The following is a 12,598-nucleotide window of genomic DNA, read 5'->3' on the forward strand; positions in this document are numbered from 1 at the left end:
GCCCCCGCCCACCCCACCGGGTCGGGAGAGGTGCGTACGCGGGACAACCCTGCCACGGGGGCGCAGCCAGATGCGAACCAGCCGCCCTCGACACGCCTTGACGCGTTTCGACCGTCAGTCTATTCTCGATATCGACTGTCAGTCGATTAGTGTCGAGAACCGTTCCCTCACCTGGGAATCCCTCATCCGGGAAAGAGCCCGCAAGACCGAGGACAGACTCCAAGGAGGCTGCTGTCATGCTGATGCGACTTCTCAAGGCGGACCTGGCGCGCGGCGCCGTCGTGGCCGCCACCCTGACCGCCCTCATCGCCCTGGCGGCCACACTGATGTCGGCCGGGACGTCCCTGGTGGTGGACAGCCTGTCGGCCACGCACCGGCTCTCGCAGCGGGCCAAGCTGCCGGACCTGGTGCAGATGCACTCCGGCCGTATTGACGACCGCGACCGGCAGGCGATCGAGACGTGGGTGCAGGCGCGCAGCGACGTCACCGACCACGAGGTCATCAAGACCCTTCCGGTAGCGCACCAGGAGCTGTCCATCAACGGCGTCAACCAGTCCGAGTCCTACAACGAGCCCGCCTTCGTCACCTCTCCCAAGCACCTCGACCTCCTGCTCGACGACGACGGCGAACCCGCCAGCCCGGGGCCGGGAGAGGTGGTGCTGCCGATCCACTACCGGGCGATCAACAGCGCCGATGTCGGCGACACCGTGACCGTCAGCAGCGCCGGCAGGACCACGACCCTGACCGTCGTGGGATTCGCCCGCGACGCTCAGATGAATGCCGCCATGATCCCCTCCAAGCGCCTGGTGGTCTCGCCCGAGGACTTCTCCGCCCTGGAGCAGCAGATCACCGAGCCCGAGTACCTCATTGAGATGAGCCTGACCGACTCCGCCCGCCCCGACGGCGTCATCGACGCCTACAAGGAGGCGGGTCTGCCCAGTAACGGCATCAACGTCAGCGCCTCGATGATCCAGCTCATGAACTCACTCAACGCCATGCTCATCGTGGCAGTGGCCCTGGTGGTGGCTGTCATTCTGGCGGTTGTCGCCGTCCTCGCCCTGCGCTACACCGTGCTGGCGGCCGTCGAGACGGACCTGGCCCAGATCGCCGTGCTCAAGGCCATCGGGGCGCCACTGAGGCGGATACGCCGCCTTTACGTGGCCAAGTACCTGGCTCTGTCAGCGCTGGGGGCGGCCCTGGGCTACGTGGCCGGCCAGCCCCTGGCCACCGCCCTGGAGGCCCCGACGACCCTCTACCTGGGCCGGCCCGCGACCACCCTGTGGAGCGTGGGGCTGCCGATCCTCACGGTTCTGGTTCTGGCGCTCGGAGTCATCGGCTTCACCTGGTTGGCTCTGCGGCGCATCGGCCGCATCTCGGCCATCGAGGCTCTGCGCAGCGGCACCAGCGCCTCCCTGCGCCCACGCCGGCAGCGCTGGAGACTGACCACCCTTCGCCGCCTTCCGGTTCAGGTGTGGCTCGGGGCGCGCGAGGCACTGCGCCCCTCCAACGCCCTGATGCTCGGTGTTCTGGCGCTGTGCACCTTCACCATGGTGCTGCCGACGAATGTCTCCTCGACTCTGAGCGACCCACGTGTGGCCACCTACCTGGGGGCCGGTCGGGCCGACCTGCGTATCGACGTACGCACCGGGGTCCAGAACCTGGCCGCCGTGGAGAAGGCCGTCGACTCCGACCCCCGCGTCACCCGGCACACCACGATGCTGCGCCGCAGCTACAAGATGTCCACTGCCGCCGGCGGCTGGCAGACGGCGCTCATTGATATCGGGGACCATGAGGCCTTCCCCATGGAGTACCTCTCCGGGCGTGCCCCCACCACCGACGACGAGATCGCCCTGTCCTTCAGCCAGGCCCAGGACACGGGGGCCAAGGAGGGCGCCACGGTCACCGTCCGGACCGCCGACGGTGACAAGGACCTGACGGTCACGGGTGTCTACCAGGACATCACCAACAACGGGCATACCGCCAAGGCCACCTTCGACGACGGTGCCCCCGCACTGTGGCAGATCGTCTACGTCGACGCCGGCTCCACTCAGCAGGCCAGCGCCCTCGCCAAGCAGCTGAGCGGCGAGTACCCGGGGATCCAGGCGGTCAGCATGAATCAGTATGCCGCCCAGTTCTTCGGGGCCACCGGCTCCCAGGTCCGCGTCGTCACCACGCTGGCCTGCGCCATCGCGCTGGGGCTGTCCTTCCTCATCACGGTGCTGTTCACCGTCCTCATCGTCTCGCGGGAGCGACCTCAGATCGGCGTCCTGATGGCGCTGGGGTGCACCAGACGAGCAGTTGCGGGGCAGTACCTCATCCGTTTCGGCCTCCTGGCGCTGCTGGGGACTGCCCTAGGGCTCCTGGGGGCCTCCACTCTGGGCAGCCCCGCGATCGGGGCGGTCATGGCCTCGCGCGGAGCCCCCGACCTTCAGCTCCTCCCCAACTGGTGGCTGGTGGGGCTCGTCCTACCAGGGGCACTGCTGGCCACCGTCGTCGGTGCTGTCGCCCTGGCACTCAGACGCCTACGCACCATGCCCCTGACCATGACCCTGAGCACCGGCGAGTAAGGAGAGACAGAATGCGTGCCTCCACCCCATCGCGTTCCCCGTGGCGCACCGGATCAGCAGCCGCGGGACCGGCTGTCCCCGTGGGAGCCGGGCAACCGGTTCTGCGGGCCCAGCACCTGTCCAAGAGTTACCACTCCCCCGTCCTGCGAGACCTCGACCTGGATGTCGAGCAGGGGCAGTTCGTCGCCATCATGGGGCCCTCCGGGTCCGGGAAGTCCACCCTTCTGCACTGCCTGAGCGGTATGGACCGGCCCGACGCCGGCTCGGTACTCCTGGGCGGCCAGGAGATCACGAGCCTGAGTGAGAAGGAGCTGGCGGCGCTGCGACTGACGCGTTTCGGATTCGTCTTCCAACAGGCGCACCTCATGACCACCCTGTGCCTGCTGGACAACATCGTCCTGCCCGGGTTCCTGGCGGGTCTGCGTCCGCGCTCCGAGGTCACGGCGCGTGGAGAGGAGCTCATGGAGCGCATGGGGATCGCCGAGCTGGCCACCAGCGGCGTCACCGAGGTCTCCGGCGGCCAGCTGCAGCGCGCAGGCATCTGCCGGGCCCTCATCAACGACCCCGGGATCGTCTTCGCCGACGAACCCACAGGAGCGCTCAACTCCGCTACCGCGCTGCAGATTCTCGACCTGCTCGGGGAGATTCACGCCTCGGGGACGACTCTGGTCATGGTCACCCACGACTCCAAGGTGGCGGCCCGGGCCGACCGTGTCCTGGTGCTCGTGGACGGGCAGATCACGGAGGACCTGCTCCTGGGACGATACGAGGAGGCTGACGGCCCCGCACGCCTGACGACGGTCACCGAGGCCCTCCAGCGCCACAGCGTGTGACGGGGCCGGGTCAGTGGCCTCCGCAGCCGCAACCGCCACCGCCCGAGGCAGAGACATCACGCAGGCCCAGCAGGTTACCGGCCTTGTGCCCGGGGGTGACGCCCTGCGGCGCTCCCGCTCCCAGGGCCGTCGTCACCGCTGAGGCGATGGCGACGGCGTCGACGACCTCCGGGGAGGTCTGCGCGGGCTCGGGCCGGTATCCCTCACCCACCGGCTGGGCGACTGCGGGCGCGGCGGCCCGCTCGTCCTGCTCGTTGCGCTTGCCGTGCCCGCCGCATCCGCAGCGGCATCCTCCGGTCTGGCTCATCATGTCTCCTCACGCAAAGGTGCTCATCGGGTGTGCTTTCGCCGGACGGGCCGGCGGCCCGGGTGCGCGTCTCAGGCCGGGTCCAGGACCAGTACCGGGCGCGCACGTGGGCCCTGGTGCCTCAACAGTGCCACGAGGCGCCCACCGGGGGCGAATCCGGCGACGACGCACTGCTCGGCCGTCTTCGCAGAGGCCTGCAGCCGCCGGCCCTCGGGTGCCTCGCCCCTCTCCAGGACCTCGGCGTCAAGGGGCTGGCCGTAGCGCAGTGCGCGCGCCTCGTCCTCGGTCAGGCTCAGGCGCTCGAAGCAGCGCCGGGCGACCTCCTCCAGCGGTAGCGTGGTGACCCCGTGAGGCTCTGGGTTGGAGGCATCGGTCTCGACCTGGGCGGACAGGTCCGCCAGGGTGTGGGCCTCGTCGATGTCGAAGGGGCCCACTGCGGTGCGCCGCAGCGCGGTCAGATGAGCCCCGCAGCCCAGCGCCCGGCCCAGGTCCCGGGCCAGGGCGCGCACGTAGGTGCCCGACGAGCAGGAGACGAGGATGTCGATGTCGACGGCCTCCGCTGCGTCCGGGCCGTCGCTGAAGGCGCCGTCGGCTTCGACGATCGCCTTCCGGGGCTCTGCGGTCAGGCGCAGCTCGTGGATGGTGACGGGCCTGGCCTGCAGGTCGACGTCCTGCCCGTCACGGACGCGTTGGTAGGCTCGCACGCCGTCGACCTTGATGGCGGAGACCGCACTGGGCACCTGCTGGATCGGTCCGGTCAGGGCTGTGAGCGCCTCCTGGAGGCGGCCCTCGGGCAGGTCCGAGGGCCGGCAGCCGCGGGCTGCGACGATCTGCCCGTCAGCGTCCTCCGTCGTGGTCTCCACCCCGAGGCGAACGGTGGCCTCGTAGGTCTTGTCGGCTCCCACCAGGTAGGTAAGGAAGCGGGTGGCGCGCCCGATGCCCAGCAGCAGCAGGCCGGTGGCCATGGGGTCGAGGGTGCCGGCGTGCCCCACCTTGCGGGTAGCGGCCAGGCGGCGGGTGGCGCCGACGACGTCGTGGCTGGTCAGCCTTTGGGGCTTGTCCACCAGGAGGATCCCGTCGGCCGCCGTGACCGCGCCGCGGGGGACGTCGGGGCGACGACGTGCGCCGGTCCGCTCCACGGGCTCGGCCCGCTCAGAGGCCTTCACAGGTCCTCGGCATCCGTTGCAGGCTCGTGGTCGCTCTCCTCAGCCTCCGGCTCGCCGTCCTCGGCCTCCTCATCCTCCTCATCGTGGCGGTAGGGGTCGGCGTCACCGGCGTAGGTGGCTCCCTCGGCGACCTTGGCGATCTGGGCGTCACGCACCCTGGCCTGGGCCAGGGCGTCCTCGAGGGTCTTAGCGGTGGTGGGCAGGGCATCGAGCTGGAAGGACAGTGAAGGAGTCAGGCGGATGCCGAGGGCCTTACCAACCTCGGAGCGGATGAGTCCCTTGGCTGAGCGCAGCGCCTTGGCCGTCTCCTCCCGCTCCTCATCGCTGCCGTAGACGGTGTAGAACACGGTGGCCTGCTGGAGGTCGCCGGTGACACGGACGTCGGTGACGGTGACGAAGCCCAGGCGCGGGTCCTTGATTCGCCCTTGAAGGAGGCGGGCGACGGTCTCATGAATGCGGTCGGCGACCTTGCGGGCGCGGGCGGCGTCGGCCATGGCGGGGCTCCTTCACGTGCGGGGTCCGGGCCTGTCAGGCCCGGGGCTGAGCGATCGGGACCGATCGGCGCGCCGTCCTCACCCGCGAAAGAGCGGAGCCTTCCGAGGCGGTCCAGTGCGCCTCACTATGCTACGCGGAGCGGCGACACGGTCACCGCAGCCATCCCCGAGCGCGAACGGATCAGGAACAGATCACAATGAGCTCCTCCCCCGGTGCATCCTCCTCGAAAGACGGCCCCACCGCTACGCCACCGGCCCTTCCTGAGGCCGCGGCGACCTCGGCGTCAGGGACGCTCGATAGCACTGGGATGGCTCTGGTCATCGGCTGCTACACCCTGTGGGGCGTCTTCCCCTTCTACTTCCACCTCCTCTCGGCCGCCGGCAGTGTGGAGATCATCGGTCACCGGATCCTCTGGACGCTCGTCTCCTGCCTGATGCTCATCGCCCTGCGGCGCCGCTGGGCGCAGCTGGTTCACGTGGTGCGCTCACCGCGCCTGCTGGGGATGCTGGCCGTCTGCGGGCTGCTGGTCTCAGTCAACTGGCTCGTCTACGTCTACGGCGTCAACAGCGCGCGCACGGCCGACGCCGCCCTGGGCTACTTCATCAACCCGCTGGTGACGGTGGCCCTGGCCTCGCTGGTGCTGCATGAGCAGTTGCGCCCCGCTCACCGGGTCTCGATCGCGCTGGCGAGCGCTGGAGTGGCCCTCCTCGTGGTGCTGCAGGGCTCGCTGCCGTGGATCTCCCTGGCGCTGGCCTTCTCCTTCGCCTTGTACGGGCTGGTCAAGAAGCAGCTCGGGCCCGACGTGGACGCGCTGACCGGGCTGACGGTGGAGAGCGCCGTCGTGACTCCCGTCGCGCTCGCCTACCTGGGCCACCTGGCCTGGCAGGGGCAATCGGCCTGGCAGGCCCCCGATCAAGGGTGGTGGATCCTGGCACTGCTCGTGGTGGCCGGCCCGGTCACGGCCGTGCCCCTGTTGCTCTTCGCCGCCGGGACCAGGCGCGTGCCGTTGTCCGTGGTCGGGATGGGACAGTACATCGCCCCAACCATCCAGTTCCTGCTGGCCTGGGGCGCCTTCCACGAGCGGATCCCGACGGCCCGATGGGCGGCCATGATCCTGGTGTGGGCGGCGGTCGCAGTCTTCATCGGTGACGCGGTGCGCCAGCTCCTTCGCCGCCCTTGCCCTCGTTAGCCTCCGGCAGGCCACCCTGGGGACCGAAGCGCTCCAGGAGCGGTCCGATGATGTCCATCGGCAGGGGGAAGACGACCGTGGAGTTCTGGTCGGCGCCGAGCTCCAGGAGGGTCTGCAGGTAGCGCAGCTGGAGGGAGGCCGGTGACTTCGAGAGTGTGTCGGCCGCCTGACGCAGCTCCTCGGAGGCCTGGAGCTCACCACGGGCGTTGATGATCTTGGCGCGGCGCTCACGCTCGGCCTCAGCCCCACGAGCCATGGCCCGCTGCATCTGCTCGGGAATCTCAACGTCCTTGATCTCGACGACACTGACCTCCACGCCCCAGGGCTCGGTGAGCTTCTCGATGATGTCGCGCAGGTCGGCGTTCAAGGCGCTTCGGTGGGCGAGCACGGTGTCCAGGTCAACCCGGCCGAGGACGGACCTCAACGTGGTCTGCGCGATCTGGGAGGTGGCGATCGCGTAGTTCTCCACCGCCATGACGGCCTTGACCGGGTCGGTGACGTTGAACAGGACGACGGCGTTGACGCGCGCCGGCACGTTGTCCTCCGTGATGACCTCCTGGGGCGGGATGGTCAGGGTGACCACGCGGGTGTCGACCCGCACCAGGCGCTCGAGGAAGGGGACGACCAGGTGCAGGCCGGGGTCGTAGACAGGTCGCAGGCGCCCCAACCTGAACACGATGCCCCGCTCGTACTGGGTGATGATCTTGAGCGAGAGGGTCAGGACGAGCAGGACGAGGACGGCCAGGGCCGCAATGGCGGTGGTGGTGGTAGTCATGAAGGGTCCTTCGGGAAGGTAAGTCGACGTGGCTCAGGGCTGGGCCCGAATCATCTGCGTGTGGTGTCGGTGGCCTCGTTCCACGCCGAGGACCATGAGCGCCGGGCCCCGCCGCGGGTTCCATCCGCCTCGTTCTCGGCGCCAGTGGTCGGGACGCGCTTGCGGGTGCGCAGGGCGGTGACGCGACGCAGCTCGGGCTCCACGGAGGCAGCGGAGGCGACAGTCCCGCCGTCCGCCTTCCCGGTGCCGTCAGCCCCGGAGAGGAAGGAGACATGCACGGTGCGCCCCGTTGCGGCCGCACGGGCCTGAGCGGTGGCGATCGCCTCGGCCGCCTCACGCACTGAGCGGTATCCCGAGGGGCGTGCACTGATCGACACCGGGACGGGCCCGGTGCCCGATGAGCGACGAGCCTCCTCCGCCTCCTGGTACTCCTGCGAGCCGACGTGGGGCAGGTGGGCCGGCGCGTTGTCGGGGGTGCTCCACAGGTGACGGGCCAGCGGCAGGACTCCGGCCACGATGACGACGACGGTCGTCGTGCCCAGGACGATGAGGTCGCCGGCGGCGTGAAAGGCCACCATGAGCAGCACCGGGATGAAGACACCGACGCAGGCGATGACCAGACCCACACCGCGGTGGAAGCGTCCGGCGTCGGAGTAGGGCCACGGGTCGACGGGCCGGGTGATCTCCCGTGGGCCGGGGGTGGGCGAGCAGCTGTCCTTGGATGGGCAGCGCCCGCAGATCGCATGGGCGCCTTCATAGCGGATGACGCGCTTGTCCGGGTCGAAGGCGGTGGGCCACAGCCACTGGTCCTCGTGGCACCTCCAGCCGTCGACGTCGTCGTGGTACATGAAGTCCGAGTGCCGCCAGGACATGGAGTGCCGGGCGCTGCGTGAGCCGAGGACGTCCACGGCCCACGCAGCGGCCAGCATGATGAGCGCGTAGGCGGCGATGAGCCACACGCTCAGGTCGGGTGAGTCCATCAGTCGTTCAGCTCCGCGCGCTCACCGCGCCAGGCCTTGCGCCCACCCTGGATCTCCTCGTAGAGGGCGTCCTCGGCGAAGGTGTCCACCGTCCGCCCTCGACGCCAGTTCCTCAGTCCCAGGTAGGCGATGTAGAGGTAGGGCAGGACTCCGCCGAGGATGAAGATGAGGTCTCCGGGCATCCGCCCCCACTCAATGATCGTGTTGACCGAGTTGGTGACGTAGGTGAGCTGGCGGGCCTCGAAGTAGCCCGTGCTCACCGAGTAGCGCAGCTGGAGGATGCCCAGCGGCAGCAGGGTGGCGAAGCACATCCAGGCCAGACCGATGTTGAGGCTCCAGAAGGAGGTCTTGGCGAGCTTCTCGGGCCACTTGTCGGCCGGCACCAGGTAGCGCAGGGCGAACATCCCCAGCGCCAGCGCCATGAAGCCGTACACGCCCATCATGGAGGCGTGAGCGTGGTTGGCCGTCAGCGCGGTCCCGATCTCGTAGTAGGACACGATGGGCAGGTTGACCAGGAAGCCGAAGACACCGGCCCCCAGGAAGTTCCAGAAGCCGACAGCCATGAGGAACATAACGGCCCAGCGGTGCGGGAAGGGACCGGCCTCCTTGCCGTGGCGGTTGGCTCCCAGCTGCATGAAGGCCCAGGCCTCCACCGTCAGGAAGGTCAGGGGGATCACCTCGGCGGCTGAGAAGAAGGCGCCCAGGGCCATGTGCTCCACCGGCGTGCCGGAGAAGTACAGGTGGTGCATGGTGCCGATGACGCCGCCGGCGGAGTACAGGATGATGTCCATGAAGATGATGCCCAGTGCGATCCTCTCGCGGACAACGCCCAGCAGGACGAAGACGTAGGCGACCATGACGGTGGTGAACAGCTCGAGGAAGTCCTCGACCCACAGGTGCACCACCCAGAAGCGCCAGAACTCGGCGACGGTCACGTGGGTTCCGGTGCGCGCCATCATCCCCACGGCGTAGAAGGCGGGGATCGCCAGGGCCGCGAACATGAACAGCCAGGGCATGTTGGCCACGTGCTCGTTGCTCAGGCGCGAGCGCATGGCGCGCCAGATGATGAACACCCAGACGAACAGGGCCAGGGTCAACAGCACCTGGAAGACGAAGGGCAGGTCGAGGTACTCCCACTGCTGGGCGAACAGCGGTCCCTTGGCCCAGCTCAGGCCGTGCTGGCTGGCCCCCTCCGCCAGGCAGGACAGGACGACGACCACCGTGGCGGCGATGAACAGGGTCCACACCAGCACGTGCTGCTTCTTCGGCTCGCGCCTGGCGATGAACGGGGTCAGGAACAGGCCGGCCGCGAGCAGCCCGATGGCGGTCCAGAACAAGGAGAGCTGGACGTGCCAGGTGCGGGCCAGGGAGAAGGGCAGGAGCCGGCCCAGGTCGAAGCCGAAGAAGGACAGCACGTCGGCCCGGTAGTGCTCGGCCAGGGCTCCCAGGAGCGTCTGGACGAGGAAGAGGGCGGCGATGGTGAAGACGTACCAGGCCACCACCCGCTGCGACTTGGTCAGTCCGACCTCCTCGGGCTGCCGGAAGGACAGGGCCGGGGCCTCCTCGGAGTGCCAGCCGATCTTCTGGCTCCAGCGGCCGTAGATGGCGAACATGACGCCGGTTCCACCGATGAGGACGATCAGCGACAGGACCGACCAGATCATGAGGTCACCGGTGGGCGCGTTGCCGACCAAGGACTCGGCGGGCCAGTTGTTCGTGTACGAGTAGTCATGACCGGGGCGCTGCGCTGACGAGCCCCAGGCGGTCCAGCCGAAGAAGGCCGTCACCTGCTTGACCTGGACGGGGTCGGTGATGAGATCCGGCTTGAGGCCGTGGCTGTGGGCGTCGGGCCCGAACATCGTGGTGTAGTGGCTGACGGCCTCGTTGTAGGCCTTGACCTGCTCATCGGTCCACACCAGGGTTCCCGTGGAGGGGTCGTAGCGGTTGGTCCGCATCATCTCCTTGGTGGCGGCCGCCGGGTCGGCGACCCCCTGGGCGGCGAGCTGCTTCTTGACGCTCGTGGCCTCCATGCGAAGGTACTCGGCGGTGAAGTCCGGACCGAGGTAGCCGCCGTGCCCCAGGATGGAGCCGTACTCCATGAGCCCCCTGGCCTGGAAGAGCTTCTGCCCCTCGGTGATGTCCTGCGTCGTGAAGAGGGTCTCACCGCTCTCGGTGACCACCTTCTGCGGCTGAGGCATGGAATTGGTGTAGGTGCGGTAGGCCAGCAGGCCCATGACAGTGAATCCGAAGAGCATGACCAGGGCGACCCCCTGGATCCACCCCTTGCCGATGAGGCGAGCGCGTCGGGAGGACGCCCCCTCAGTCGTGGCAGCGGATGACATGAGATTACCTCCGTGTATCTCAGGAGACGGCGGATGTCTTCCGCATCGTCACAGCCACCGTACAAGCCTTGCAGAGCATTGTGGGGGAACGATCCGGGAGTTCTCCGTCGATATAACGTCTAATCGCTCCTATTTCCTCAGATTCTCTCCGTCGATATTCAACACGTGGAACGACACCACGACCAGAACCCCACCCATTTTAGCTAGCCTCATGTTCCTTATTTAAGAAAGGGTGACTTAACTTTCTCTCGGACGCATCGACACCTGATCGCGACACCTTGTCATCACCCCCTGTATAGAACCGACACACAGCAGTACAATGATCTATACGGAATGTTTGTCACCCCGTTTGTAAGGCACGATGATGTCCCTTTTGCCCCTAGCCGCACAGACCGCCAACGACGTCGCCCAGCAGTGCGCGGACACTGAGATCTTCCCGCTCTGGCTGCGCGTCACCCATTTCATCAACTTCCTCCTCATGGGCGTGCTCATCCGCTCCGGGATTGAGGTCATCGCCTCGCACCCGCGCTTCTACTTCAAGGACCAGTGCGAGCCCGGCTCCGAGTGGATCCGGTTCACCAAGGACAAGGTGCCCCTCGAGGAGGGGGCTTTCACCGCCAGAGACGATCAGCGCGACCTCTCTCCCCTCCTGTCCCTGCCCGGCCGGGCCAAGATCGGGCTGGGGCGCGCCTGGCACGGGGTGGCCACCAGCTTCTGGCTGCTCAACGGCGTCATCTACGTCGCCTTCCTCGTGGGCACCGGGGCGTGGCACCGCCTGGTTCCCACCACGTGGCAGATCCTGCCCGACGCCTGGGACTCCCTGCTGACCTACGCGCACCTGCGCACCCCGTCCTTGTGCGACTTCACCCCCTACGACAGCCTCCAGCAGCTGGGGTACTTCTTCATCGTCTTCATCGCCGCTCCTCTGATGATCGTCACGGGACCGGTCATGTCCCCCGCCGTCGTGGGACGCTTCCCCTGGTACGCCAAGATGTTCGGCGGACGCCAGGCCGCCCGCTCCCTGCACCTGATCGGCATGTTCATCTACCTGGGCTTCGCCATCGTTCACGTGGGCCTGGTGTTCATCGTGCACGCTCCCCACAACCTCACCCACATCGTCTTCGGCTACTACGACCCGAATCGGGTGGGTCAGGCCTACGTCACCGTGATCGGGACGATCCTCGTCGTGGTGGCGTTGTGGATCGCCATGTCCTACTGGACGCTGACGGACACCCGTCGCAGCCAGCGGATCCTGTGGGACGCCACGCGGGGGATCCGCCACCTCACGGTGGACCGCTTCAGCTCGCAGCAGGCCACTAAGAAGCCGTGGACGGAGAAGGACATCTCCAAGTTCCACTGGGTCAACACCCGCACCCCCTCACGGGAGGAGTCCCCGGAGTACCAGGAGCTGGCGGCGAACGACTTCGCCGACTTCCGCCTCGAGGTGGGTGGCATGGTCTCGGCGCCGGCGTCCTTCTCCCTGGCGGAGCTCAAGGCGATCTCCAGCCAGTCCCAGATCACCATGCACACCTGCATGCAGGGCTGGACGGGGATCGCCAAGTGGACGGGGATCCGTGTACGGGACCTGCTCGCGCAGGTCGGTCAGATCGATCCCGAGGCCGGCTGGGTGATGTTCGAGTCCTTCGGCATGGCCCAGAGCATGCACGATGGGCGTCCGGTTGAGCCGTACTACACGTGCCTGCCTCTGGACATGGCCCTCGAGGATGACACGATCCTGGCCTGGGGTCGCAATGACGCGCCGCTGTCGGGCATGTTCGGTGCTCCGCTGCGCCTGCGTTGCGAGACGAGCCACGGCTACAAGATGATTAAGTGGGTGCGGTCGGTGACGTTGATCCGTCACTACAGCGAGGTCGGTGACGGCATGGGCGGGACCCGCGAGGACTCCGGGTACCAGGACGTCAACGCGCGCATCTGACGCTCATC

10 protein-coding genes are annotated in these 12,598 nt (G+C 68.0%); 4 read left to right on the forward strand and 6 right to left on the reverse strand.

What is annotated here, in order from left to right:
• The first annotated feature begins 236 nt into the window (after nucleotides 1–236).
• Together FK267_RS03480 and FK267_RS03485 are read left to right on the forward strand one after the other, a co-directional pair.
• Entirely contained in the window at nucleotides 237–2,567 is a 2,331-nt protein-coding gene (locus FK267_RS03480; RefSeq protein ID WP_141406320.1) for an FtsX-like permease family protein, read from the forward strand.
• A gap of 11 nt (nucleotides 2,568–2,578) precedes the next feature.
• On the forward strand, nucleotides 2,579–3,400 hold the full coding sequence (locus tag FK267_RS03485; protein ID WP_141406321.1) for an ABC transporter ATP-binding protein: 822 nt from the start codon (nucleotides 2,579–2,581) through the stop codon (nucleotides 3,398–3,400).
• Between the two features lie 10 nt (nucleotides 3,401–3,410).
• Here the strand turns inward: FK267_RS03485 and FK267_RS03490 are convergent, their stop codons facing one another.
• The 3 genes from FK267_RS03490 to rbfA form a co-directional block, all read right to left on the reverse strand.
• Complete coding sequence (locus tag FK267_RS03490) at nucleotides 3,411–3,707, reverse strand: hypothetical protein (protein ID WP_075378338.1); 297 nt, start codon at nucleotides 3,705–3,707, stop codon at nucleotides 3,411–3,413.
• A 71-nt stretch (nucleotides 3,708–3,778) separates the two neighbouring features.
• The gene (truB, locus tag FK267_RS03495) at nucleotides 3,779–4,873 is read right to left on the reverse strand and encodes a tRNA pseudouridine(55) synthase TruB (RefSeq protein WP_075378339.1); all 1,095 of its coding nucleotides are present in this window, start codon (nucleotides 4,871–4,873) and stop codon (nucleotides 3,779–3,781) included.
• Nucleotides 4,870–5,367 (reverse strand): 30S ribosome-binding factor RbfA, encoded by a 498-nt coding sequence (gene rbfA, locus FK267_RS03500; RefSeq protein ID WP_075378340.1) that lies wholly within the window; start codon nucleotides 5,365–5,367, stop codon nucleotides 4,870–4,872. Before rbfA ends, truB begins: the two co-directional genes overlap by 4 nt.
• A gap of 197 nt (nucleotides 5,368–5,564) precedes the next feature.
• Here rbfA and rarD point away from each other — a divergent pair, with 197 nt between their 5' ends.
• Nucleotides 5,565–6,557 (forward strand): EamA family transporter RarD, encoded by a 993-nt coding sequence (gene rarD, locus FK267_RS03505; protein WP_141406322.1) that lies wholly within the window; start codon nucleotides 5,565–5,567, stop codon nucleotides 6,555–6,557.
• Here rarD and FK267_RS03510 read toward each other — a convergent pair.
• The 3 genes from FK267_RS03510 to FK267_RS03520 are packed head-to-tail and all read right to left on the reverse strand — an operon-like array spanning nucleotide 6,508 to nucleotide 10,654.
• Complete coding sequence (locus FK267_RS03510) at nucleotides 6,508–7,332, reverse strand: slipin family protein (protein ID WP_141406323.1); 825 nt, start codon at nucleotides 7,330–7,332, stop codon at nucleotides 6,508–6,510. The genes rarD and FK267_RS03510 overlap by 50 nt on opposite strands.
• 50 nt (nucleotides 7,333–7,382) lie before the next feature.
• The gene (locus FK267_RS03515) at nucleotides 7,383–8,312 is read right to left on the reverse strand and encodes a hypothetical protein (protein ID WP_075374511.1); all 930 of its coding nucleotides are present in this window, start codon (nucleotides 8,310–8,312) and stop codon (nucleotides 7,383–7,385) included.
• Nucleotides 8,312–10,654: a nitric-oxide reductase large subunit gene (locus FK267_RS03520; RefSeq protein ID WP_141406324.1), complete on the reverse strand. Its 2,343-nt coding sequence runs from the start codon at nucleotides 10,652–10,654 to the stop codon at nucleotides 8,312–8,314. The genes FK267_RS03515 and FK267_RS03520 overlap by 1 nt, the downstream gene beginning before the upstream one ends.
• A 364-nt stretch (nucleotides 10,655–11,018) precedes the next feature.
• On the opposite strand from FK267_RS03520, the gene FK267_RS03525 reads away from it, so the two are divergent.
• Nucleotides 11,019–12,590 carry a molybdopterin-dependent oxidoreductase gene (locus FK267_RS03525; protein WP_141406325.1) on the forward strand — a complete coding sequence of 524 codons (1,572 nt, stop codon included), beginning with the start codon at nucleotides 11,019–11,021 and terminating at the stop codon, nucleotides 12,588–12,590.
• The last annotated feature ends 8 nt before the right edge of the window (nucleotides 12,591–12,598 follow it).

It is taken from the genome of Actinomyces oris, from assembly GCF_006546825.1.
Taxonomy (GTDB): Bacteria; Actinomycetota; Actinomycetes; order Actinomycetales; family Actinomycetaceae; genus Actinomyces; species Actinomyces oris.

Excerpts from the sequence above, each read along its gene's own strand:
- FK267_RS03485 (WP_141406321.1), top strand. The coding sequence starts at position 2,579 with ATGCGTGCCTCCACCCCATCGCGTTCCCCGTGGCGCACCGGATCAGCA.
- FK267_RS03490 (WP_075378338.1), bottom strand. The coding sequence starts at position 3,707 with ATGAGCCAGACCGGAGGATGCCGCTGCGGATGCGGCGGGCACGGCAAG.
- FK267_RS03510 (WP_141406323.1), bottom strand. The coding sequence starts at position 7,332 with ATGACTACCACCACCACCGCCATTGCGGCCCTGGCCGTCCTCGTCCTG.
- FK267_RS03480 (WP_141406320.1), top strand. The coding sequence starts at position 237 with ATGCTGATGCGACTTCTCAAGGCGGACCTGGCGCGCGGCGCCGTCGTG.
- rarD (WP_141406322.1), top strand. The coding sequence starts at position 5,565 with ATGAGCTCCTCCCCCGGTGCATCCTCCTCGAAAGACGGCCCCACCGCT.
- FK267_RS03525 (WP_141406325.1), top strand. The coding sequence starts at position 11,019 with ATGTCCCTTTTGCCCCTAGCCGCACAGACCGCCAACGACGTCGCCCAG.
- rbfA (WP_075378340.1), bottom strand. The coding sequence starts at position 5,367 with ATGGCCGACGCCGCCCGCGCCCGCAAGGTCGCCGACCGCATTCATGAG.
- FK267_RS03515 (WP_075374511.1), bottom strand. The coding sequence starts at position 8,312 with ATGGACTCACCCGACCTGAGCGTGTGGCTCATCGCCGCCTACGCGCTC.
- FK267_RS03520 (WP_141406324.1), bottom strand. The coding sequence starts at position 10,654 with ATGTCATCCGCTGCCACGACTGAGGGGGCGTCCTCCCGACGCGCTCGC.